This is a genomic window from Halomonas sp. HK25, assembly GCF_047795635.1.
Lineage (GTDB): Bacteria > Pseudomonadota > Gammaproteobacteria > Pseudomonadales > Halomonadaceae > Halomonas.
In genome coordinates this window covers 1533038-1554214 of record NZ_CP181044.1, presented here as the reverse complement: position 1 = coordinate 1554214, position 21177 = coordinate 1533038, and the positions used below count along the sequence as shown (strand labels likewise).

The 21177-nt window shown below is 67.0% G+C and carries 25 protein-coding genes; 9 read left to right on the top strand and 16 right to left on the bottom strand.

Going from position 1 to position 21177, the window contains the following annotated elements; translation table 11 throughout:
- Positions 1-93: 93 nt before the first annotated feature.
- The 6 genes from ACM26W_RS07460 to zapE form a co-directional block, all read right to left on the bottom strand.
- The gene (locus ACM26W_RS07460) at positions 94-861 is read right to left on the bottom strand and encodes a cytochrome c1 (protein ID WP_416140200.1); all 768 of its coding nucleotides are present in this window, start codon (positions 859-861) and stop codon (positions 94-96) included.
- Positions 861-2120, bottom strand: a complete 1260-nt coding sequence (locus ACM26W_RS07455) for a cytochrome b (protein ID WP_416140199.1) — start codon at positions 2118-2120, stop codon at positions 861-863. The genes ACM26W_RS07460 and ACM26W_RS07455 overlap by 1 nt, the downstream gene beginning before the upstream one ends.
- Positions 2120-2713: a ubiquinol-cytochrome c reductase iron-sulfur subunit gene (gene petA / locus ACM26W_RS07450; protein WP_416140198.1), complete on the bottom strand. Its 594-nt coding sequence runs from the start codon at positions 2711-2713 to the stop codon at positions 2120-2122. The genes ACM26W_RS07455 and petA overlap by 1 nt, the downstream gene beginning before the upstream one ends.
- A gap of 223 nt (positions 2714-2936) precedes the next feature.
- A complete protein-coding gene (gene rpsI / locus ACM26W_RS07445) occupies positions 2937-3326 on the bottom strand; it encodes a 30S ribosomal protein S9 (protein WP_416140197.1) in 390 nt (129 codons plus the stop codon).
- Between the two features lie 13 nt (positions 3327-3339).
- Positions 3340-3768 carry a 50S ribosomal protein L13 gene (gene rplM / locus ACM26W_RS07440; RefSeq protein ID WP_416140195.1) on the bottom strand — a complete coding sequence of 143 codons (429 nt, stop codon included), beginning with the start codon at positions 3766-3768 and terminating at the stop codon, positions 3340-3342.
- A gap of 154 nt (positions 3769-3922) precedes the next feature.
- Complete coding sequence (gene zapE / locus ACM26W_RS07435) at positions 3923-5110, bottom strand: cell division protein ZapE (protein WP_416140193.1); 1188 nt, start codon at positions 5108-5110, stop codon at positions 3923-3925.
- Positions 5111-5293: 183 nt separating this feature from the next.
- On the opposite strand from zapE, the gene ACM26W_RS07430 reads away from it, so the two are divergent.
- Entirely contained in the window at positions 5294-5746 is a 453-nt protein-coding gene (locus tag ACM26W_RS07430) for a YhcB family protein (RefSeq protein WP_416140192.1), read from the top strand.
- Positions 5747-5766: 20 nt separating this feature from the next.
- Here ACM26W_RS07430 and ACM26W_RS07425 read toward each other — a convergent pair whose 3' ends face one another.
- A complete protein-coding gene (locus ACM26W_RS07425; protein WP_416140191.1) occupies positions 5767-6528 on the bottom strand; it encodes a Nif3-like dinuclear metal center hexameric protein in 762 nt (253 codons plus the stop codon).
- A gap of 117 nt (positions 6529-6645) precedes the next feature.
- Between ACM26W_RS07425 and ACM26W_RS07420 the strand changes: the two genes are divergently transcribed.
- The gene (locus tag ACM26W_RS07420; RefSeq protein ID WP_416140190.1) at positions 6646-7908 is read left to right on the top strand and encodes a Do family serine endopeptidase; all 1263 of its coding nucleotides are present in this window, start codon (positions 6646-6648) and stop codon (positions 7906-7908) included.
- 113 nt (positions 7909-8021) lie between these two features.
- Here ACM26W_RS07420 and hisD read toward each other — a convergent pair whose 3' ends face one another.
- The 9 genes from hisD to ACM26W_RS07375 all read right to left on the bottom strand — a co-directional run bounded on the left by hisD (position 8022) and on the right by ACM26W_RS07375 (position 14929).
- Positions 8022-9341, bottom strand: coding sequence for a histidinol dehydrogenase (gene hisD / locus ACM26W_RS07415; protein WP_416140189.1), 1320 nt, complete (start codon positions 9339-9341; stop codon positions 8022-8024).
- A gap of 133 nt (positions 9342-9474) precedes the next feature.
- Entirely contained in the window at positions 9475-10125 is a 651-nt protein-coding gene (hisG, locus tag ACM26W_RS07410; RefSeq protein WP_416140188.1) for an ATP phosphoribosyltransferase, read from the bottom strand.
- Between the two features lie 19 nt (positions 10126-10144).
- Complete coding sequence (murA, locus tag ACM26W_RS07405) at positions 10145-11407, bottom strand: UDP-N-acetylglucosamine 1-carboxyvinyltransferase (RefSeq protein WP_416140187.1); 1263 nt, start codon at positions 11405-11407, stop codon at positions 10145-10147.
- A 12-nt stretch (positions 11408-11419) separates the two neighbouring features.
- Positions 11420-11674, bottom strand: coding sequence for a BolA family protein (locus tag ACM26W_RS07400; RefSeq protein ID WP_416140186.1), 255 nt, complete (start codon positions 11672-11674; stop codon positions 11420-11422).
- Between the two features lie 124 nt (positions 11675-11798).
- Positions 11799-12134 carry an STAS domain-containing protein gene (locus ACM26W_RS07395; RefSeq protein WP_416140185.1) on the bottom strand — a complete coding sequence of 112 codons (336 nt, stop codon included), beginning with the start codon at positions 12132-12134 and terminating at the stop codon, positions 11799-11801.
- Positions 12131-12784 carry an MlaC/ttg2D family ABC transporter substrate-binding protein gene (locus ACM26W_RS07390; protein ID WP_416140184.1) on the bottom strand — a complete coding sequence of 218 codons (654 nt, stop codon included), beginning with the start codon at positions 12782-12784 and terminating at the stop codon, positions 12131-12133. The genes ACM26W_RS07395 and ACM26W_RS07390 overlap by 4 nt, the downstream gene beginning before the upstream one ends.
- Before the next feature lie 42 nt (positions 12785-12826).
- Entirely contained in the window at positions 12827-13291 is a 465-nt protein-coding gene (gene mlaD / locus ACM26W_RS07385) for an outer membrane lipid asymmetry maintenance protein MlaD (RefSeq protein WP_416140837.1), read from the bottom strand.
- 46 nt (positions 13292-13337) lie between these two features.
- Positions 13338-14120 carry a lipid asymmetry maintenance ABC transporter permease subunit MlaE gene (mlaE, locus tag ACM26W_RS07380; RefSeq protein ID WP_416140183.1) on the bottom strand — a complete coding sequence of 261 codons (783 nt, stop codon included), beginning with the start codon at positions 14118-14120 and terminating at the stop codon, positions 13338-13340.
- Positions 14117-14929 (bottom strand): ABC transporter ATP-binding protein, encoded by an 813-nt coding sequence (locus tag ACM26W_RS07375; protein WP_416140182.1) that lies wholly within the window; start codon positions 14927-14929, stop codon positions 14117-14119. The genes mlaE and ACM26W_RS07375 overlap by 4 nt, the downstream gene beginning before the upstream one ends.
- Before the next feature lie 154 nt (positions 14930-15083).
- Between ACM26W_RS07375 and ACM26W_RS07370 the strand changes: the two genes are divergently transcribed.
- From ACM26W_RS07370 to ACM26W_RS07340, 7 genes are all read left to right on the top strand, one after another.
- A complete protein-coding gene (locus ACM26W_RS07370) occupies positions 15084-16040 on the top strand; it encodes a calcium/sodium antiporter (protein ID WP_416140181.1) in 957 nt (318 codons plus the stop codon).
- Between the two features lie 32 nt (positions 16041-16072).
- The gene (locus ACM26W_RS07365) at positions 16073-17068 is read left to right on the top strand and encodes a KpsF/GutQ family sugar-phosphate isomerase (RefSeq protein ID WP_416140180.1); all 996 of its coding nucleotides are present in this window, start codon (positions 16073-16075) and stop codon (positions 17066-17068) included.
- Between the two features lie 26 nt (positions 17069-17094).
- Positions 17095-17652: a KdsC family phosphatase gene (locus ACM26W_RS07360; protein WP_416140179.1), complete on the top strand. Its 558-nt coding sequence runs from the start codon at positions 17095-17097 to the stop codon at positions 17650-17652.
- A 4-nt stretch (positions 17653-17656) separates the two neighbouring features.
- Positions 17657-18241, top strand: a complete 585-nt coding sequence (lptC, locus tag ACM26W_RS07355) for an LPS export ABC transporter periplasmic protein LptC (protein WP_416140178.1) — start codon at positions 17657-17659, stop codon at positions 18239-18241.
- Positions 18238-18750: a lipopolysaccharide transport periplasmic protein LptA gene (gene lptA / locus ACM26W_RS07350; protein ID WP_416140177.1), complete on the top strand. Its 513-nt coding sequence runs from the start codon at positions 18238-18240 to the stop codon at positions 18748-18750. Before lptC ends, lptA begins: the two co-directional genes overlap by 4 nt.
- Before the next feature lie 8 nt (positions 18751-18758).
- A complete protein-coding gene (gene lptB, locus ACM26W_RS07345) occupies positions 18759-19484 on the top strand; it encodes an LPS export ABC transporter ATP-binding protein (RefSeq protein ID WP_416140176.1) in 726 nt (241 codons plus the stop codon).
- 185 nt (positions 19485-19669) lie between these two features.
- Complete coding sequence (locus ACM26W_RS07340) at positions 19670-21085, top strand: RNA polymerase factor sigma-54 (protein WP_416140175.1); 1416 nt, start codon at positions 19670-19672, stop codon at positions 21083-21085.
- The last annotated feature ends 92 nt before the right edge of the window (positions 21086-21177 follow it).

Sequence of the window (21177 nt, the reverse complement as noted above, 5' to 3'; positions counted from 1 at the left end):
CACGGGAAGTCCGTGCTCACCGTGGACCACCTGAAACCACAGGGGGCGCATGGCCCACGGCCATGCGCCCCCGGACATCTCAACCGCAGTGGATCAGTGAATGTCGCGCCAGTACTCACGTTTCAGTAGATAGGCGATGACACCGAAGATGAAGATGAAGATCAACACCTTGGGAGCCATGGCCTGGGCCTGCAGCTTGGAGGGCTCACCCACGTAGACCAGGAAGTTGGTCAAGTCGTAGACGGCCTCCTCGAACTCGTCCGGTTCCATGCTGCCGGGACGGGTCACCTGCAGCACGTCACAGGACTGGTACTTGCCTGTCAACGGGTCAAGCTCGGCACCTGGCAGGGGACGATCGCTTTCGCTGCACACCCGCTCCTGAACACCCTGAAGGGGCTCGAGCACGTTGGGCATTGCCACCAGCTCAAACACGTCGTTGTTGACCCCGGTGGGACGGCTCGGGTCCTTGTAGAAGGAGAGCAGGTAGGAGTAGATCCAGTCACCGCCGCGCAGACGACCGTGCAGCGTCAGATCCGGCGCGGGAGCGCCGAACCAGTTGGCACCGTCCTCGAGGGACATGGCGTTGTGCATCTGGTCATTGAAGGCCAGCTCGCTGGAGAAGATCAGGTTCTGCTCCACCAGGTCCTGGGGCATACCGAAATCCTCGGCGGCCCGCGCGAAGCGCTGGTGCTCCAGTGAGTGGCAGCCCATGCAGTAGTTGGTGTAGAGCTGCATGCCCCGCTGCAGGGACGCCTGGTCGTTGAGATCCGGCGTCATCGAGAAGGGAACATCTACCGCCGGAGCCGCCATGGCCGTGAAGGGCACCAGCGCAAAGAGCAGTGCGAACAGTTGCTTTTTCATTAGCCAGTCACCCTTTCCGGAACGGGTTTGGTCTTCTCCAGCCGGGTGTAGATCGGCATGAGCAGGAAGAAGGCGAAGTAGATCGCGGTGCACAGCTGGGACACCAGGGTGCGCAGCGGGGAGGTCGGCAGCGCGCCGAGGATCCCCAGGATGACGAAGCTGATGGCGAACAGCGCCAGCATCACCTTGGACATCCAGCCCTTGTAGCGCATGGAGCGCACCGGGCTGCGATCGAGCCAGGGCAGCACGAACAGCACCGCAATGGCACCGCCCATGAACAGCACGCCGAGAAACTTGGCATCGAGGCCGAACAGATCGAAGGTGATTGCCCGCAGGATCGCGTAGAAGGGCGTGAAGTACCACACCGGCGCAATATGGTCCGGGGTCACCATGGGATTCGCGGGCTCGAAGTTCGGGCGCTCGAGGAAATAGCCGCCGCCCTCGGGGAAGTAGAAGATCACTACCGCGAAGACAAACAGGAACACCGCCACACCGACGAGATCCTTCACCGTGTAATACGGATGGAAGGGAATGCCGTCCAGAGGCTTGCCGGTCTCGTCCTTCTTGGCCTTGATGTCGATGCCGTCGGGGTTGTTGGAACCGACCTCATGCAGGGCGATGATGTGCAACACCACCAGCGCCAGGATCACGATCGGCAGCGCCACCACGTGCAGGGCGAAGAAGCGATTCAGGGTGATGCCGGAGATCAGGAAGTCACCGCGAATCCACTGGGTCAGATCGGGCCCGATAACCGGGATCGCCGAGAACAGCGAGATGATGACCTGGGCACCCCAGTAGGACATCTGGCCCCAGGGCAGCAGGTAGCCCATGAAGGCCTCGGCCATGAGCAACAGGTAGATCGCCATGCCGAAGATCCACACCAGCTCGCGGGGTGCCTTGTAGGAGCCGTAGAGCAGGCCGCGGAACATGTGCAGATAGATCACCACGAAGAAGGCCGTCGCGCCGGTGGAGTGCATGTAGCGAATCAGCCAGCCATACTCCACATCGCGCATGATGTACTCGACCGAGGCGAAGGCGCCCTCGCCCGAGGGGTTGTAGCTCATGGTCAGCCACACGCCCGTGAGGATCTGGTTGACCAGCACCAACAGCGCCAACGAGCCGAAGAAGTACCAGAAGTTGAAATTCTTTGGCGCGTAGTACTTCGCCATATGGTCCTGCCACATCTGGGTGGCCGGAAAGCGGTCATCGACCCAGCGCATCAGGCCCTTTTCCGCCTTCACCTTGTTCGGGTTACCCATCAGGCAGTCTCCTCGTCTTCACCAACGATGATGATGTCGTCGGTCTCGAAGCGATACGGCGGCACCTCCAGGTTGGTGGGCGCCGGCACGTTGCGGAATACGCGACCCGCCAGGTCGAAGTAGGAGCCGTGGCAGGGGCAGAAGAAACCGCCCGGCCAGTTGTCCATGTCCACCGCATCGGGCTCGGGACGGAAGAGCGGCGAGCAGCCCAGGTGGGTACAGATGCCGATCAGCACGCCGATCTCGGGTCGAATGGAGCGCAGGGGGCCAGTGATGTAGCCAGGCTGCTGCTCTACGGAGGAGTCGGGGTCTGCCAAGCGCGAACCGTCAAACCCCTCGGTGCGCTCGATCATCTCCGTGGTGCGATTGATGATCCATATCGGACGGCCGCGCCACTCGACGGTCATGCGCTGCCCCGGCTCAAGCTTGGACACATCTGCCTGAACCGGCGCACCCGCCGCTCTCGCCCTGGCACTGGGCTGCCAGGAAGCCACAAAGGGGACCGCTACCCCGACGGCACCCACCGCACCCACGACGGTGGTGGCACCTACGAGGAAACGGCGCCGACCCTTGTTTACGCCGTTGTCTGCCATTTCAAGGTTTCTCCCATCAGCTTACCCGTTGATCCATCACCGGCGGAAAGCCTCCCGCGACCACGGATACCAAATGCGCTCTATAGTAAGAAAATGCGCCTCACCATACAAGGACAACGACCCTTGACGAAGGTGGAACACACCCAACAACCCATTGATCAGAAAACAAAAACGCCCGAGTCGTAGACCCGGGCGCGAGCGTTTGCGGCGCGATAATCGGCGCTTAACGCTTGGAGAACTGCGGGCGACGACGCGCCTTGCGCAGACCCACCTTCTTGCGCTCGACCTGGCGAGCATCGCGAGTCACGTAGCCGGCTTCGCGCAGCTGGCCGCGGAAATCTTCGTTATACACCATCAGCGCACGGGTAATCCCGTGACGGATGGCGCCGGCCTGGGACGAGCCGCCGCCGCCCTTGACGGTCACGAAGACGTCGAACTGGCTCAGGGTGTCGGTCAACTCGAGGGGCTGACGGACCACCATGCGACCGGTAACGCGGCCGAAGTACTGGTCCAGCTCAAGGCTGTTGACGGTGATCTTGCCGGAGCCCGGCTTCAGGAAGACGCGCGCGGTAGAGGTCTTGCGGCGCCCGGTACCGTAATACTGCTGTGTCATGGCGAAGATTCCCTCAGATGTTCAGTTCTTGCGGCTGCTGGGCGGCGTGCGGATGCTCGGCACCGGCATAGACCTTGAGCTTGGTATACATGGCGCGACCCAGCGGACCCTTGGGCAGCATGCCCTTGACGGCGCCCTCGATGATGCGCTCGGGCGCATGCTCGATCAGCTTGTCGAAGGTCATGGAGCGCAGGCCACCGGGATAGCCGGTATGGCGGTAGTAGGTCTTGGCCTTGGCCTTGTTGCCGGTGACCTTCACCTTCTCGGCGTTGACGACGACGATGTAGTCGCCGGTATCAACGTGCGGGGTGAATTCGGGCTTGTGCTTGCCGCGCAGGCGACGAGCGATTTCGGTGGCCAGGCGGCCGAGCGTCTTGTCCGTGGCGTCAACGACATACCAGTCGCGCTGGACGGACTGCGGCTTCGCAGTGAACGTCTTCATGGAGCTATCACCAGTTCAAGTGTATTGGGTTCTCAGCCGGGATTCCGGCGTGGAACCATCCCTATTCTTCTTGGTTGCCATCCGCCGAAGGACGGTGACAACGAGGTAGAGCGCGCGAATTCTACCTGACATGTCGTCTTGAGCGCAATGCCGCTCAAGGCTTGTGGGGCAGCGCCAGGTATTCGTGCGACTGCATCTCCTGCAGCCGCGAGAGGGTGCGCTGGAACTCGAACTCTAGCCGACCATCGGCGTAGAGCCGCTCGGCGGGCTCCTCTGCGGACATCAGCAGCTTGACGCCGCGATCATAGAACTCGTCGACCATGTTGATGAAGCGCCGCGCCTGATCATCCGTCGCCCCGCTCATCCGGGTGACATTGGAGACCAGCACGGTATGAAATTCCCTGGCCAGCTCGATGTAGTCGTTCTGGCTGCGCGGACCATCGCAGAGTTCGCGGAACTCGAACCATACCACGTCGTCGTGCAGTCGCCGGGCATGCAGCACGCGGTGGTTGATCTCGATGGGGGCATCTGTCTCGCCCTCGTGGCCGGCGATCTCGCGGAAGCTGCGCGCAAGCTCGGTCTCGGCAGCGTCATCCAGTGGCGCATGGAAGAGCTCGGCACGCTCCAGGGCGCGCAGCCGGTAGTCGATGCCCGAATCGACGTTGACCACCTCGCAGTGGCGCTTGAGCAGTTCGATGGCCGGCAGGAAGCGGGCCCGCTGCAGCCCATCCTTGTAGAGGTCGTCCGGCACGATATTGGAGGTGGCCACCAGCACCACGCCATGCTCGAACAGCGCCTCGAGCAGGTTGGCCAGGATCATCGCATCGGTGATGTCCTTCACGAAGAATTCATCGAAGCAGATCACCCGTGCCTCGCCGGCGAACTTGGCGGCGATCAGCCTCAGGGGGTTCTTCTCCCCCTTGTAGTGAGTCAGCTCGTTGTGCACCCGCTGCATGAAACGGTGAAAGTGGGTGCGCATCTTCTCCGGGAAGGGCAATGACTCATAGAAGGCGTCCACCAGATAGGTCTTGCCGCGCCCCACTCCGCCCCAGAAATAGAGCCCCGTGACCTCGGGAAGCACCGGCTCAGGGGCCGGTGCCTGACGACTGCGCTTGCCGAACAGGCCGGCCATGCGCGAGGCGACTCCCCCCTTGGGTGGCACGGCCCGCGGCCGAGTGCGCGGGGTGGCCACCAGCTCATCGTGGAGGCGTTGCAGGTGGGCGACCGCCTTCTCCTGGGCGGGATCGTACTGGAAGTCATCCCGCTTCAGATCTGCGCGGTAGCGCTCGGTGGGCGACAGGCGAGCGTCTCGGGACTCGGGCGGGGTCGGCGTGGCACTCATGCGGATAACGGACCGTCTCGGCTGGGAATGGATTAGCATTATACGCGTGACGGGCACGACACGCATCGGCATGACCGCAAGCGAGCGGGCGCGTTGACCCGCCGCCGCGGCTCGGCCCTATAATGGGCGCCAAAGACGGGCCCGCGCCGATGCGGGCCGATCCACCGCCGCAGGGAGACAGACGTGGACGCAAGCAAGATCAACTGGATACTGGCCATCGCCTGCCTGCTCGCCGGCACCGGGCTGGGCGCGCTGGGCTACCACCTGCTCAATTCCAGCGCCGCCAGCCTGCAGAAGCTGCGCCAGCGCCTGGCCGAGCGCGATCGCGAACTGGCGGCACTGCGCGAGGGCATGGACGACCACCTGGGCGAGGTATCCCGGCTGGTGGCCGCCCTGCAACGCGACGGCGAGGCACTGGCCAGCCGCCTGGCGCAGGACGCCCTCAGCCTGGGCGGCAAGGCAGCCCCACGCACCGGCCTGGAAACCACCGCCAGCAAAAAAGTGCCCACCGAGGAGAGCGGCGAGGAGCTGGCCACCCCCCGCGACTACGCCGACGGCACCGGCGGCACGCTTTCCGAGGATTTTGGCCTCAAGGACGACGAGGACGCCAAGGCACCGCAACCGCCACGCTACTGACCCCCTTCACCGCCCCGGTCTCAGGCCGGGTTGTCGATATCCACGAAGCGATGCTCGACGCCGAACTCACCGACCAGCCACTCCCCCAGCGCCTGGACGCCATAGCGCTCGGTGGCATGGTGGCCCGCCGACAGGTAGTGAATACCCAGCTCCCGCGCCAGGTGGGTGGTGCGCTCGGAGATCTCCCCGGAGATGAAGGCATCGGCACCGGCCTCCCAGGCCGCCGTGATCATGTCCTGGGCACCGCCGGTGCACCAGGCCACCCGGCGGATCTCGCCCTTGCCCGGCGCCTCCACCAGCAGCGGCTCGCGCCCCAGACGCTCGCCGATATGAGCGGCAAGCCCCCCGGCATCCAGCCCCTCGGGTGCCGCCCCCAGCCACAGCAGCCCCTCGCCGAGCTCGCCGTCGGCGCAGCCCTGCACATGGAAGTCCAACAATCGGCCGAGCTCGGCGTTATTGCCCAGGGTCGCGTGGGCGTCAAGCGGCAGATGATAGGCCAGCAGGCTGATGTCGTGGGCCAGCAGCGTCCGGATGCGGCGGCGCTTCATGCCGGTGATGGCCACCGGCTCGTTCTTCCAGAAGAAGCCGTGGTGGACCAGCACCAGGTCCGCCTGCCAGGCCACCGCCTCGTCGAGCAGCGCCTGGCAGGCAGTGACACCGCTCAGCACCCGACGCACGTTCCCACGACCCTCGACCTGCAGGCCGTTGATGGTGTAGTCCTTGAAGCGCTCCGCCATCAGCTCCCTATCACAGGCGGCCACCAGGTCATCGCGGTTCGTCATGGTAACCTCCCTACGTCCTGTGGGTGACAATGTTACAATTCGTCTATTGTACCGACGGGGCCTCTCCCCTGCACCGCCCTGCTCTCGCGACCGCCCGCTACAAGGACCCCGACCCGCATGCTACGCCTTCTGCGCACGCTTACACCCTACCTGCTGCCGACCATCATCGGCGTGCTACTGGCCGTAGTGCTGCTCAACGCCTTCCCCCAGCTGACCGGGCGTCAGGCGGACCCCACGCCGCCGCCCCGCCCCTCCTTGGAGGCACCCGGCGCCCAGGCGCCGCTGACCGTCTCACCACGGGTGGAGGCTCCGCAGGAAACCGAGCCGCGACCCGCCCCGGAACTGCGCCAGGCCACCCCGCTCTCCCGCGAGCAGGGCCCGGTGAGCTATGCGGAAGCAGTGGAGCGTGCGGCCCCCGCGGTGGTCAACATCTACTCCTCCCGGGTCGTGGAGCGCGACCAGCACCCGCTGATGTCGGACCCCTTCTTCCGTCAGTTCTTCGGTGATGACGTACCGGCCCGTCAGCGCATGCTCTCGAGCCTCGGCTCCGGCGTTATCGTCAGCGAGGACGGCTATGTGCTGACCAACCACCACGTCATCGGCGGTGCCGACCAGATCCAGGTGGCCCTGCGCGACGGCCGCGAGACCCTGGCCGAGGTGATCGGCACCGACCCGGAGAGCGACCTGGCAGTGCTGCGCATCGACCTCGACTCGCTTCCGGTGATCGAGCTGGCCGACTCCACCGAGGTCGCCATCGGCGATGTGTCGCTGGCCATCGGCAACCCCTTCGGCGTGGGCCAGACCGTCACCATGGGTATCATCAGCGCCACCGGGCGCAGCCATCTGGGGCTCAACGCCTACGAGGATTTCATTCAGACCGATGCCGCCATCAACCCCGGCAACTCCGGTGGCGCTCTGGTCAACGCCGAGGGGGCCCTGGTGGGCATCAATACCGCCATCTTCTCGCGCTCCGGCGGCTCCCAAGGCATCGGCTTTGCCATTCCCGCCAATCTGGCCGCCAACATCCTCGAGGAGCTGGTCACCCAGGGCCGGGTGATCCGCGGCTGGTTGGGGGTCGAGGCCCAGGAGCTCAACCCGGAGCTGGCCGCCTCCTTCGGCCTGCAGGCACCCCGCGGCGTGGTGATCGCCGGCGTGGTACCGGGCGGACCCGCCGACCGGGCCGGCCTGCAGCCCGGCGACGTGCTGCTGGCCATCGATAACCGGCCAATTCTCGATGCGCGGGTCACCATGGCCGACATCGCCGCCGTGGCCCCCGGCGAATCGCTTCCACTCACCGTGGTACGCGGCGGCGAGACGCTGCAGGTCACCCTGGAGGTGGGCGAGCGCCCACCGCCGGAGCTGCGCCGCCCGGAGGAGTAGCCGACCCGACGTCCGGCTGCACAGGACGCCGGCGCTCAGGGTCGCAACGCACAGGGCCCCGCCATGCGGCGGGGCCCTGTGCGTCCCTGCGAGTGCACCCGATCGGCACGGGCTCACTCCTTGATGCGGTACTCGGCGCTGCGTGCGTGGGCGGTTAGCGATTCGCCCCGCGCCAGCACTGACGCCACCTTGCCGAGCCGGGATGCGCCCTCGGCGGTGCAGTGGATGATCGAGGAGCGCTTCTGGAAGTCGTAGACCCCCAGCGGCGAGGAGAAGCGCGCCGTGCCCGAGGTGGGCAGCACGTGGTTGGGCCCGGCGCAGTAGTCACCCAGCGCCTCGGCGGTATAGCGGCCCATGAAGATGGCCCCGGCATGACGAATCTCCGGCAGCCAACCCTCGGGGTTGGCCACCGAGAGCTCAAGGTGCTCGGGGGCGATGCGGTTGATCAGCCTCATCGCCTCGGCGCGGTCGCGGCAGTGGATCAGCGCGCCGCGACGGGAGAGCGACTCGCGCACGATCTCATGGCGCTCCAGGGTCGGCAGCAGCCGGTCGATGGCGGCCTCCACGGCCTCGAGGTGTTCGGCATCCCAGCTCACCAGGATCGCCTGGGCGTCCTCGTCGTGCTCGGCCTGGGAGAAGAGGTCCATGGCCAGCCAGTCCGGGTCGGTGCCTCCGTCGGAGATCACCAGGATCTCAGAGGGGCCGGCGATCATGTCGATGCCCACCTGGCCGAAAACCGCGCGCTTGGCGGTGGCCACGTAGATGTTGCCGGGGCCGACGACCTTGTCCACCCGCGGCACCGTCTCGGTGCCGTAAGCCAGGGCCGCCACCGCCTGGGCGCCGCCCACGGTGAACACCCGATCGACGCCGGCCAGGTGGGCCGCGGCCAGCACCAGCTCGTTGAGCACGCCGTCCGGGGTCGGCACCACCATGATGATCTCGCGCACCCCGGCCACATGGGCGGGGATGGCGTTCATCAGCACCGAGGAGGGATAGGCGGCCTTGCCGCCGGGCACGTAGATGCCGGCGCGATCCAGCGGCATCACCTGCTGACCCAGCACGGTGCCGTCGGCCTCGGTGTAGTGCCAGGACTCGGGCTTCTGACGTTCGTGGTAGAGGCGGATGCGCTCGGCTGCCTGGGCCAGCGCCTCACGCTGCTCGGCGGGCAGGCCCTCATAGGCCTGGCGCAGCTTTTCGGCGGAGAGGGTCAGCTCGGCCATGCTTGCGACCGAGAGGCGGTCGAAGCGGTTGCTGGTCTCCACCAGGGCGGCGTCACCGCGGCTCTTCACCGCCGCGATGATCTCGTCGACACGGTGCTGCACTGCGGCATCGGAGACGCCTTCCCAGGCCAGCAGGGTCGTCAGGCGGTCTTCGAAACTCGCATCGGCGGTGGAGAGCCGGTCGATGCCGGAGGGGGCGGTTGTCTCGGTCATGGCAGCTTCCGTCACGAATCGGGTGAATCCTGCATTGTTCGACGCCAGGACGCGCCGGACAAGGGCAACGCGGCTATGGCGTCGAAACGCCGGGGCTATCGTCCGCGCGGGCCGGCCTCAGGCGGTGGCTTTCTCAAACGACGACTGGCCGGCGGACGGCCACGGCCTGGCCGAGGCGCTCGAGCAGTGGCTTGATGCGCGCATGCTTCATGGTCATTGAGGCCTTGTTGACCACCAGCCTGGTGGAGATCGACGCGATCAGCTCGCGGGGCTCCATGCCGTTGGCGCGCAGGGTATTACCGGTATCGACGATGTCGACGATCTCGTCGGCCAGGTTCATCAGCGGCGCCAGCTCCATGGCCCCGTAGAGCTTGATCACCTCGGCCTGGATGCCCTGCTCGGCGTACCAGCGCCGCGCCACCTTGACGAACTTGGTGGCCACACGACGCCGCGCACGAGCCGGCTCTGCGCCGGTGATCCCGGCTGTCATCAGCTTGCAGCGGGCGATCTCCAGATCCAGCGGCTCGTAGAGCCCCTCGGCGCCGTGCTCGAGCAGCACGTCCTTGCCAGCCACGCCGAGATCCGCGGCGCCCAGCTGCACGTAGGTGGGGACGTCGGTGGCGCGGATCACCACCAGCTTGACGTCCGGCAGGTTGGTGTCGAACAGCAGCTTGCGGCTCCTGCCCAGGTCCTCGGCCGGGGTGATGCCGGCGTCGGCCAGCAGCGGCAGGGTCTCGTCGAGGATGCGGCCCTTGGAGAGGGCCAGGATCAGTTGTTTGCTCATGCTTTCGCCTTGGTCGTCCTTAGCCGGGCACGCGTCGGATCTGGGCGCCGAGAAGCTGCAGCTTCTCCTCGATGCACTCGTAGCCGCGGTCGATATGGTAGATGCGGTCGACCCGGGTCTCGCCCTCGGCCATCATCGCCGCGATCACCAGGGAAGCCGAGGCGCGCAGGTCGGTGGCCATCACCGGGGCGCCGGAGAGCCGCTCGACCCCCTCGATCACCGCCGTGTTGCCCTCCAGCGCGATCTTCGCCCCCATGCGATTGAGCTCCTGCACGTGCATGAAGCGGTTCTCGAAGATGGTCTCCACCACCCGGGAGGTGCCCTCGGCCACCGCGTTCATGGCCACGAACTGGGCCTGCATGTCGGTGGGGAAGGCCGGATAGGGGGCGGTGCGGATATTCACCGGCCGCGGGCGCTTGCCGTGCATGTCCAGCGCAATCCAGTCGCCTCCGCTGGTGATCTCGGCGCCGGCCTCCTCCAGCTTGGCGAGCACTGCCTCGAGGATATCGGCGCGGGTGCGACGCACCTTGACGCGACCCCGGGAGAGCGCAGCGGCCACCAGGAAGGTACCGGTCTCGATGCGATCCGGCATCACGTCGTGGTAGGCGCCGTGAAGGCGCTCGACGCCCTCGATGACGATGGTATCGCTGCCGTGACCGCGGATATTGGCCCCCATCTTGATCAGGCACTCGGCCAGGTCGACCACCTCGGGCTCCCTGGCGGCGTTCTCGAGCACCGTGGTGCCGTCGGCCAGCGTCGCCGCCATCAGCAGGTTCTCGGTGCCGGTGACCGTCACGGTATCGAAGAAGATGGTGGCGCCCTTGAGCCGTCCGTCGACCCGGGCGCGGATGTAGCCGCCCTCGACGCGGATCTCGGCGCCCATGGCCTCCAGTCCGCGCAGGTGGAGGTCCACCGGCCGCGAGCCGATGGCGCAGCCGCCCGGCAGGGAGACGTCGGCGTGGCCGAAGTGGGCGATCAGCGGCCCCAGCACCAGGATGGAGGCGCGCATCTTCTTGACCAGCTCATAGGGAGCGTCGCAGTGTTTCACCTGGGCGCCGTCGAGCTGGATGGTCATCTTCTCGCCCATCACCGGTTCGAGGCCCAGATGGCCGAGCAGCTCAAGCGTCGTGGTGATGTCCTGAAGGTGCGGCAGGTTGCCGATGGTCACCGGCTCCTCGGAGAGCAGGGTGGCGCAGAGAATCGGCAAGGCGGCGTTCTTGGCGCCGCTGGCCCACACCTCGCCGTCGACCGGCCCATTGCCGGTGATGATCAACTTGTCCATGGGGGCTCGATCTCAGGCGCCGGCGTTTTCCGGCGCGCTGTTCCACTGCGCCGGGGTATAGGTCTTGATGCTCACCGCATGCAGGGCGCCGGAGGCGATCTCCTCGGCGAGTGCGCCGTAGATGAGCTGCTGGCGCTTGACCGGCGAGAGGCCACTGAAGACCTCACCCACGGCCACCACCTGGAAATTGCAGCCTTCGCCCTGGATATGAAACTCGCAGCCGTCGATACGCGACTCGAGCAGCGCCTTGACTTCGCTGGGGTGCATGGTACGGCACTCCTGTGTCTGAAACGGGAAGGCCACCGGGCGCGACGCGGCCGATGGCACGATACGGGGATGCCCCATGGTAATGAAAAGCGCGTCGCTTGGCGATCTCGGCGCAGCCACGGCTTCAGGCGGCGGCGCTTTCCACGGGGAGCAGACGCTCCAGCCCGGCGAGGTCGGCGAGCCGGCGCAGGGCCGGAGAGAGACGCACCACCTGCAGCTCGAGGCCGGCAGCGCGGGCGGCGCGGGCCCACTCCAGCATCACGCTGAGGGCCGCGCTGCTGACGTCGGCTACGCCGGTGAGGTCGAAGCTGACCCGGGTGCTCGCGGGCTGGGCGGCGAGCCAACCTCGACCCGCCTCGGCCAGCGCCGTGGCCGCCTCGAAGCCCACCTGTCCCTCGACCTTCAGCGCGCAGCCTTCCGCCTCCAGGCGCACGTTCCCACTCTCCAGCAGCCGGGTCATGCGCTGCCGCCCTCCTCCAGTTCCTCGACGGCGAGCTCGGGTGCCCAGCCGTCGATCACCGCGTCATAATCGCGGCCCTGGTCGCGCATCGCCTGATCGAACTGGTTGCGGAAGGTCAGGCCGAGGTTGATGCCGTTGACTATCACGTTGACCACCCGCCACTCATTGCCATTGAGGCGCAGCGAATAGCTGACCGGATAGACCTGACCGTTGGTGGCCACCACCTCCATATCGACGCTGGCCTGATCCTCGTGGCGCTGGGGCCGCTGATTGTCCAGCACGCGCAACTCACGGTAGTCGAAGGTGACCAGGCCCTTGGTGTAGGTGTCGATCAGGGTCTTGCGGAAGGTGTCGGCGAAGCGCGAGCGCTGCTGGGGCGTGGCATTCTGGAAGTAGCGACCCATCACGCTGGCGCCGATATAGCGAAAGTCGGCGATGTCATCGAGGCTGTCGTCGACCAGCCCCTTGAGCTCGTCGAGGTTGTCGGCAAAGTAGTCGCGACGCCCCTCGATCTCGGCAGTCAGTGTCTCGACGCTCAGGCGGATCACCTGCTCGGGGGTGCGCTCGGGGGCCGCCGCAGCCGGCAGGGCAAACAGGGCCAGCACCAGGCCGACCAGCAGTGAACGGAAGGGACGGGAAACGCGGTTCATGCAGACACTCTCCTTGAAATTGACCAGACCGACGCCTAAGCATCAATCGCTGACCAGATTGGACACGAACTGCTGGATGAGTTCTTCCAGCACGATGGCCGACTGGGTGTCACGCAGGGTGTCACCGTTGGCCAGGGTCTCCGGGTCGCCGCCCACGGAGAGCCCGATGTACTGCTCGCCGAGCAGGCCGGCGGTGAGAATCGCCGCGGTGGTGTCCCGGGAGAGCCTGCCCTCCAGGTCGCCGTCCAGCTCCAGGATGACCCGGGCGTCGTACCAGTCGGTATCCAGCTCGATCGTCGACACCCGGCCCACGGTCACGCCGGCCATGGTCACCCGTGCCCGCGGCTTGAGGGTGCCGATGTTGGCGAAATTGGCCTCCAGGCGGAAGGTGTCCCCAGGGGCCTGGAGGGTCATCCCGCTGACCCGCAGGCCGAGGAATACCAGGCCAAGAATGCCGGCGAGCATGAACAGCCCCACCCCCAGCTCCATGATCTTGCTGCGTTTCATCATCTCTCTCCGAACATCAAGGCTTGCCGCCACCCCTCTCTCATGATCAGGAGAGGCCGCCGAACATCACTGCAGTCAACACGAAATCGAGGCCGAGCACAGCCAGTGAGGAGTAGACCACCGTCCGAGTGGTGGCCCGGGAGATCCCCTCCGAGGTGGGCACCAGGTCGTAGCCCTGGAACACGGCGATCCAGGTCACTACCACCGCAAAGACCAGGCTCTTGACCATGCCGTTACCGATATCACCGATGAACTCGACGCTGGACTGCATATTGCCCCAGTAGGAGCCCTCGAAGACACCGAGCCACTCCACGCCCACCAGGTAGCCCCCGTAGATGCCGACCACGCTGAAGCCAATAGTCAGAAGCGGCAGGGCCACAAACCCCGCCCACAGGCGCGGCGCCACCACCCGGCGCAGCGGGTCAACGCCGATCATCTCCATGCTGGAGAGCTGCTCGGTGGCCTTCATCAGGCCGATCTCGGCGGTCAGCGCCGAGCCGGCGCGACCGGCGAAAAGCAGCGCCGCCACCACCGGCGCCAGCTCGCGCAACAGCGACAGCGCCACCATCTGTCCCAGCGCCTGCTCGGCGCCGAAGTCGACCAGGAGGGTGTAGCCCTGCAGCGCCAGCACCATGCCGATGAACAGCCCCGAGACCAGCACGATGGCCAGTGACAGCACGCCCACGAAGTGCATCTGGCGCACCCACAGGTGCCAGCCCTCCCGGGACGGCACGCCGACGGCAGACCGGGCCACGAAGATACCGGCGCGGCCCAGCGACTCGAGCAGGTCGCAGCCACGCCGCCCCAGGCTAATGATGCGAGCGATCATCGCCGTCCTCCCGGTTCGAGGATATCGGTGAAGAAGTCCACCGCCGGATAGTGAAAGGGAACCGGACCGTCGGGCTCGCCGTGCACGAACTGGCTGACCCGGGGGTCCTGGTCCACGTCGAGGCTCTGGGGAGTGCCGTGGGCCATTACCTGGCCGTCGGCGATCACGTAGACGTAGTCGGCGATGGTCAGGGTCTCCTTGATATCGTGGGAAACCACGATGGAGGTGAGCCCCAGCGCTTCGTTGAGCCGCTTGATCAGCTGCACCAGCACGCCCATGGAGATCGGGTCCTGGCCGACGAAGGGCTCGTCGTAGAGGATCAACTCCGGGTCCAGGGCCATTGCCCGGGCCAGCGCTACACGGCGCGCCATGCCGCCGGAGAGCTCCGCGGGCATCAGCCCCCGAGCGCCGCGCAGTCCCACCGCCTCGAGCTTCATCAGCACCAGGTCGCGGATCATCGCCTGGGGCAGATCGGTGTGGACGCGCAGCGGAAAGGCGACGTTCTCGAACACGCTGAGGTCCGAGAATAACGCCCCGCTCTGGAACAGCATGCCCATGCGCTGGCGCATAGTGAACAGCGCGCGGCGCGACTGGCGATGAACATCCTCACCGTCGATCAGCACGCGACCCGAATCGGGCGTGAGCTGCCCGCCGATCAGCTTCAGCATTGTGGTCTTGCCGGTACCGCTGGGACCCATGATGGCGGTAATTCTGCCCCGCGGGATGGAGAGATCAACGCCGCGGAAGATCTCCATGTCACCTCGCGAAAAATGCAGACCCTCCACCACCACGAAGGGAGTGTCACTCATCGGCTCGTCAACCCCCTCGTTAGCCCCGGGAAAAATTATCGAACATTGTATCCTAACTACCCATGAACGCGCCAGCGACATGCCCACCGCCCTTGCGCTCGGCGGGGTCAGCGCGTCTAATGCGCCCTTCCCGAATTCTGGCCAAGGACACCCCATGCTGGTACCGCTGATCGTCGTGTTGCTGGGTCTGGCGGCACTGCTCTGGAGCGCCGACCGCTTCGTGGGCGCGGCGGCAGCCACCGCAAGCAAGGCCGGCATGAGCACCCTGCTGGTCGGCATGACGGTGGTGGCGCTGGGCACCTCGGCGCCGGAGATGGTGGTCTCGACGATGGCCTCCCTGGACGGCATCCCCGACCTGGCCACCGGCAACGCCCTGGGCTCCAACATCGCCAACATCGGCCTGGTGCTGGGCATCACCGCCCTGATCGTGCCGATCCCGGTCCGCTTCTCCATCGTGCGTCGCGAGCTGCCGCTGCTGCTGGGAGCCACGGGACTGGCCGGCTATGCCCTGGCCAATGGCTTCCTCGGCCGCTTCGACGCCGTCTTCCTGCTCCTGCTGCTGGTCTTCAGCCTGTGGTGGCTGTTTCGCGCCGATACCCCGGACACCCCCGATGCCACCACCGGCGAGGTCCCCGATATGCCGCTGCCTCGGGCGCTTGCCTGGCTGTTGGCCACCCTGTTGGTGCTCGCCGTCGGCTCCCGAGCCGTGGTGTGGGGCGCCAGCGAGTTGGCCCGTGGCCTGGGCGTCAGCGAACTGGTCATCGGACTGACCGTAGTCGCCATCGGCACCAGCCTACCGGAGCTAGTCGCCTGCGTGGCCAGCGCGCTCAAGCGCCATCACGATATCGCCATCGGCAACGTCATCGGTTCCAACCTCTTCAACCTGCTCGTCGTGCTGCCGATTCCCGGCCTGCTGGCTCCCGGGCCCAGCGACCCTGCGGCCGCGGGGCGCGACTACCCGGTAATGCTGGCGCTGACCCTGGCGCTGGGCATGCTGCTGTTGTGGCAGCGCCGCGGACGGGTCGGGAGACTCCCCGGCGCCCTGCTGGCGACCAGCTATCTGGGCTATCTGGCCTGGGTCGGCCTGACCAGCCTCGGCGTCGCCACTTGAGTGAACCCGCGCAACAGGCAACAATCATCGCCATGACACCACATAACCCCCAGGCCACGGCCCCCTCCCTGCTGCGCGACAGCGCCAGGCGCACCCTGCGACTCGAGCAGCAGGCCATCGGCGCCCTGGTCGAGCGACTCGACGCCGACTTCGACAGCGCCTGCCAGCTGATCCTCGCCTGCCGTGGCCGCGTGATCGTCACCGGCATGGGCAAGTCGGGCCACGTTGCCGGCAAGATCGCCGCCACTCTGGCCAGTACCGGTACGCCCGCCTTCTTCGTCCATCCCGGCGAGGCCAGCCACGGCGACCTGGGCATGATCACGCCCGGCGATGTGGTGCTGGCGCTATCCAATTCCGGCGAGACCGCCGAGGTGACCGCCCTGCTGCCGCTGCTCAAGCGCATGGGCGTGCCGCTGATCAGCATGACCGGCCGCCCCGCCTCGACGCTTGCGCGCCACGCCGAAGCACACCTCGACGCCGGGGTCGAGCGCGAGGCCTGCCCGCTGGACCTGGCGCCCACCGCCTCCACCACCGCCGCACTGGCACTGGGCGATGCACTGGCGGTAGCGCTGCTGGAGACCCGCGGCTTTACCGCCGAGGAGTTCGCCCTCTCGCATCCCGGCGGTAGCCTCGGCAAGCGGCTTCTGCTGCGGGTCGGTGACCTGATGCACGACGGGGCAAGGCTCCCGATCGTGCCGCTGGGCAGCCCGCTGCGTGACGCCCTGCTGGAGATCACCCGCCAGGGGCTCGGCTTTACCTGCGTGGTGGACGACCAGGGCCAACTGGCCGGGGTCTACACCGACGGCGACCTGCGCCGCACCCTCGACCAGCACAATGACCTCTCGAACCTTGTCGTCGATGAGGTGATGACCCGCCCCGGCAAGCGGGTGGCGGCGGAGATGCTGGCCGCCGAGGCGGTAAAGCTGATGGAGGATCATCGCATTTCCGCCCTGGCGGTGGTCGACGAGACGGGGCGCCCGGTGGGCGCCCTGCACATGCACGACCTGCTGGCCAGCGGCGTGATCTGATTCCCACTCACCGAACCGGAGCTTCCATGCCCCACACCATTCCCCTTCAAGACCCCCGACTGGTGGACCGCCTGCGGCGCATCCGCCTGCTGGCCCTGGACGTCGACGGCGTGCTCACCGACGGCCAACTCTATTTCCAGGCCGACGGCATCGAGATCAAGGCGTTCAACGTCCAGGACGGCCACGGCCTGAAGCTGCTCAAGCGTGCCGGTATCGAGGTGGCGCTGGTCACCGGCCGCGACTCGCCCACGGTGAGCCACCGCGCCGCGGCGTTGGGGATTCAGCATGTCTTCCAGGGCGTGGAGAGGAAGCTCCCGGTGCTGCGCGACCTCTGTACCCGCCTCGGCCTGGAGTTCGACCAGGTCGCCTACTGCGGCGACGACATGCCCGACGTGGGCGCCATCCGCCGCGCCGGTGTGGGCATCAGCGTGCCCAATGCCCCCGAGTACATCCAGAAGCACGCCGACTGGCTAACGATTAGGGGCGGCGGCCAGGGGGCGGCCCGCGAGATCTGCGACACCCTGCTCAGGGCCCAGGGCCACTGGGATGCGGTGCTCGACACCTATCTGCACGGGGCCGGCTGACCCCATGACCCTGCCGCGGCCATCGTTCCGGGTCTGGCTGTTCCTGCTGCTGGTGGCGCTGGGCGGCGTGTTGGTGCTGCTGGACTCTCGCAGCGTGCGAGAGCCCGGGGCGGTGCCACGGGACGCGGCCGGCGAACCCGACTTCTACCTGGAGGGGGCGCGCCTGACCCGCTTCGACGCCGAAGGGCGTGCCCACCAGCGCGTCGACACCCCGCGACTGGTGCACACGCCCCATGACGACATCACCCGCCTCGAGACCCCCGACGCCCGGATCCACGACAATGCCGGGCGCACCTGGCTCGCCGAGGCCGACAGCGGCGTGCTGGGCCCCGGCGGCAACCCGCTGACGCTCTCCGGCAGCGCCCGTCTCCACGCCCCCGAGGAGCGCTGGCAGCTCGACACCGAGGTGCTCCACTATGACGCCGACAGCGGGCACGCCTGGAGCGACACCCCCGCCCTGCTGCGCCAGCCCCCCCAGCGCATGAGCGGCGAGCGCTTCGACGCCTGGCTCCATGACAACCGCGCCCGGCTGACCGACAATGTGCGCGGCCACCATCCGCCCGAGACCCGAGAGGACCCCCAGCCATGACGCGAACGCCTGCCCTGCTGTTCTGCCTGGCACTGCTGCTGCCGCTGGCCAGCGCGCCGACCCTGGCCCAGGGCCGCGACGCCGAGGCCCCCATCGAGGTCGAGGCCGACCGCCTCGACCTGGACGACCGCGCCGGCACCGCCGTCTACACCGGCGCCGTGGATATCCGCCAGGGCAGCATGCGCCTGACCGGCGACCGGGTGGAGATCCGGCGCAACGCCCAGGGCCAGCTCTCCCGGGCCATCGCCACCGGCGAACGCGCCTACCTGGAACAGCAGCCCGACCCCAGTGAGCCGATGGTGCGCGGTTGGGGCCGCACCATCATCTACCACGTGGCCGAACGGCGCATGGAACTGATCGACCGCGCCGAGCTGCATCAGGGCGGTGACACCTTCGACGGTGGCTACCTGGAATACTTCCTCGACCGTCGCGTGGTCCAGGCCCGCAGCGAGGGCGAGGGCGTCGAAGGACGCCAGCGCATCCGCATGACCCTCCAGCCCGAGCAGTAAGGCCACCCATGAAGACCCTCCATGCCCGCCACCTGGCCAAGAGCTACAAGCGCCGCCGCGTGGTCAAGGACATCAACCTGGCCATCCGCCAGGGCAGTATCGTCGGCCTGCTCGGTCCCAACGGCGCCGGCAAGACCACCTCCTTCTACATGATCGTGGGACTGGTGCGCGCCGACGCCGGCGAGGTCGCCATCGACGACCGGGACCTCTCCCGAGCCGCCATGCACGAACGCGCCCGTGCCGGCATCGGCTACCTGCCCCAGGAGGCGTCGATCTTCCGCAAGCTCTCCGTGGCCGACAACATCATGGCGATCCTCGAGACCCGCAAGGACCTCGACCGCGAGGGACGCCGGGCACGCCTCGAGCAGCTGCTCGAGGAGTTCCATGTGACCCACATCCGCGACAACCTCGGCATGAGTCTCTCCGGCGGTGAACGGCGGCGTGTGGAGATTGCCCGGGCGCTGGCCACGGAACCCGCCTTTATCCTGCTCGACGAGCCCTTCGCCGGGGTCGACCCCATCTCGGTCGGCGAGATCAAGGGCGTCATCCGCCAGCTCAAGGCCCGCGGCATCGGCGTACTGATCACCGACCACAACGTCCGCGAGACCCTGGATATCTGCGACACCGCCTATATCGTGGGCGATGGCCAGATCATCGCCGAGGGAAACGCCGAGGCGATACTGGCCAACCAGCGGGTGCGCGATGTCTACCTGGGCCAGGACTTCCGTCTCTGACCGCAGCCCCTTCCAGCCACGACCCTTTCCACCGCAATCGCATGATATATCTATCGTTATCCCATGACGGCATGCCGATTGCGGCTGGCACAAAAGTTGCAGCATTGATGCTTGCATGCCCGCAACACCCGGGCTAGGGTGAGGCCTTCCGGCCACTTTCCGGCACACGAGGGCAGACCATCACGATGGCCATGAAAGCCTCCCTGCAGCTGCGCGTCGGTACCCAGCTGACCATGACACCTCAACTCCAGCAGGCTATCGCCCTGCTGCAGCTCTCCACCCTCGACCTGCGCCAGGAGATCCAGCAGGCGCTGGAGTCCAACCCCATGCTGGAGCTCGAGGAGGACTTCGGCGAGCAGGCAGTGAGCGAGACTCCGGAGGACGACTGGGCCAGCGAGATCCCCGACGAACTCGTCACCGACAGCGACTGGTCGGATACCTATCAGGACATGGGCGCCCCCGCCGGCGGTGGCGAGGGACCCGACTTCGAACGCGAGGCGGCGGCCCAGAGCCTGCAGGGGCACCTGACCTGGCAGCTGGCCATGACCGACCTGGCCCCACGCGAGCGCCAGGTCGCCGAGAGCCTGGTCGACGCCGTGGACGGCGCCGGCTATCTGGCCCAGCCTCTGGACGAGATCCGCGACGGCCTGAGAACCCAGGGGCTCGAGGGCCTGCGCAGCGCCGAGGTCGAGCATGTGCTGCTCCGCCTGCAGCAGTTCGAGCCCACCGGCGTGTTCGCCCGGGACCTGCGCGAGTGCCTGATGCTGCAGCTCGCCGCGCTTCCCGACGACACCCCGCTGCTGCCCCAGGCGCGCCGGCTGGTTCGCCAGTTCCTCGAGGCCCTGGCCGGAGACGATCGGCGCCTGCTCAAGCGCCGCCTGGGCCTGGACGACGATGCCCTGGACACGACCATCGCCGTGGTGCGCTCCCTGGACCCCCGACCCGGCAGCGCCTTCTCACGCGTCGAGAGCGACTATGTGATCCCCGATTTGGTGGCCCGCCACGACAGCCGCGGCTGGCACGTGGAACTCAACCCCGAGGCGCTGCCGCGACTGCGCATCCAGCCCGACTACGCCGCGCTGATCCGCCGCGCCGACAAGAGCCAGGACAACCAGTTCCTCAAGGACCATCTTCAGGAGGCGCGCTGGCTGATGAAGAGCCTCTCCAGCCGCAACGACACCCTGCTGCGGGTGGGGCGCGAGATCATGACCCGCCAGTTCGACTTCCTCGAACAGGGCGATGAGGCGATGAGGCCGCTGATCCTGGCCGACATCGCCCAGGTCGTGGAGATGCACGAATCGACCATCTCGCGGGTCACCACCCAGAAATACATTCACACCCCCCGCGGCGTCTTCGAGCTCAAGTATTTCTTCTCCAGTCAGGTGGGGGGCAGCGGCGAGGGCGACGCCCACTCGAGCACCGCTATCCGCGCCCGGATCCGCAAGCTGATCCAGGAGGAACCTCCGCGCAAGCCGCTCTCCGACAGCAAGCTGGTGACTCTGCTCGAGGAGGCCGGCATCCAGGTGGCCAGACGGACGATAGCGAAGTACAGGGAGGCCATGGGCATCCCCTCCTCCAGCGAGCGCAAGCGGCTTCGATGACCCACATCAGGCCTACCGAGACGGGGGCAGCACGAGGGGTATGCAAGGCAGGAAAAAGGGTTACAATCGGGCCATAACCAACGACCAAGGAG

Bases quoted from the DNA above. Each gene is read 5' to 3' on its own strand.
- hisG (WP_416140188.1), bottom strand. From the start codon at position 10,125: ATGAGCAAACAACTGATCCTGGCCCTCTCCAAGGGCCGCATCCTCGAC.
- rpsI (WP_416140197.1), bottom strand. From the start codon at position 3,326: ATGACACAGCAGTATTACGGTACCGGGCGCCGCAAGACCTCTACCGCG.
- ACM26W_RS07400 (WP_416140186.1), bottom strand. From the start codon at position 11,674: ATGCACCCCAGCGAAGTCAAGGCGCTGCTCGAGTCGCGTATCGACGGC.
- ACM26W_RS07455 (WP_416140199.1), bottom strand. From the start codon at position 2,120: ATGGGTAACCCGAACAAGGTGAAGGCGGAAAAGGGCCTGATGCGCTGG.
- ACM26W_RS07375 (WP_416140182.1), bottom strand. From the start codon at position 14,929: ATGAGTGACACTCCCTTCGTGGTGGTGGAGGGTCTGCATTTTTCGCGA.
- lptA (WP_416140177.1), top strand. From the start codon at position 18,238: ATGACGCGAACGCCTGCCCTGCTGTTCTGCCTGGCACTGCTGCTGCCG.
- lptB (WP_416140176.1), top strand. From the start codon at position 18,759: ATGAAGACCCTCCATGCCCGCCACCTGGCCAAGAGCTACAAGCGCCGC.
- zapE (WP_416140193.1), bottom strand. From the start codon at position 5,110: ATGAGTGCCACGCCGACCCCGCCCGAGTCCCGAGACGCTCGCCTGTCG.
- mlaD (WP_416140837.1), bottom strand. From the start codon at position 13,291: ATGAAACGCAGCAAGATCATGGAGCTGGGGGTGGGGCTGTTCATGCTC.
- ACM26W_RS07360 (WP_416140179.1), top strand. From the start codon at position 17,095: ATGCCCCACACCATTCCCCTTCAAGACCCCCGACTGGTGGACCGCCTG.
- rplM (WP_416140195.1), bottom strand. From the start codon at position 3,768: ATGAAGACGTTCACTGCGAAGCCGCAGTCCGTCCAGCGCGACTGGTAT.
- ACM26W_RS07420 (WP_416140190.1), top strand. From the start codon at position 6,646: ATGCTACGCCTTCTGCGCACGCTTACACCCTACCTGCTGCCGACCATC.
- hisD (WP_416140189.1), bottom strand. From the start codon at position 9,341: ATGACCGAGACAACCGCCCCCTCCGGCATCGACCGGCTCTCCACCGCC.
- murA (WP_416140187.1), bottom strand. From the start codon at position 11,407: ATGGACAAGTTGATCATCACCGGCAATGGGCCGGTCGACGGCGAGGTG.
- ACM26W_RS07340 (WP_416140175.1), top strand. From the start codon at position 19,670: ATGGCCATGAAAGCCTCCCTGCAGCTGCGCGTCGGTACCCAGCTGACC.
- lptC (WP_416140178.1), top strand. From the start codon at position 17,657: ATGACCCTGCCGCGGCCATCGTTCCGGGTCTGGCTGTTCCTGCTGCTG.
- ACM26W_RS07370 (WP_416140181.1), top strand. From the start codon at position 15,084: ATGCTGGTACCGCTGATCGTCGTGTTGCTGGGTCTGGCGGCACTGCTC.
- ACM26W_RS07395 (WP_416140185.1), bottom strand. From the start codon at position 12,134: ATGACCCGGCTGCTGGAGAGTGGGAACGTGCGCCTGGAGGCGGAAGGC.
- mlaE (WP_416140183.1), bottom strand. From the start codon at position 14,120: ATGATCGCTCGCATCATTAGCCTGGGGCGGCGTGGCTGCGACCTGCTC.
- ACM26W_RS07460 (WP_416140200.1), bottom strand. From the start codon at position 861: ATGAAAAAGCAACTGTTCGCACTGCTCTTTGCGCTGGTGCCCTTCACG.
- ACM26W_RS07425 (WP_416140191.1), bottom strand. From the start codon at position 6,528: ATGACGAACCGCGATGACCTGGTGGCCGCCTGTGATAGGGAGCTGATG.
- ACM26W_RS07365 (WP_416140180.1), top strand. From the start codon at position 16,073: ATGACACCACATAACCCCCAGGCCACGGCCCCCTCCCTGCTGCGCGAC.
- petA (WP_416140198.1), bottom strand. From the start codon at position 2,713: ATGGCAGACAACGGCGTAAACAAGGGTCGGCGCCGTTTCCTCGTAGGT.
- ACM26W_RS07390 (WP_416140184.1), bottom strand. From the start codon at position 12,784: ATGAACCGCGTTTCCCGTCCCTTCCGTTCACTGCTGGTCGGCCTGGTG.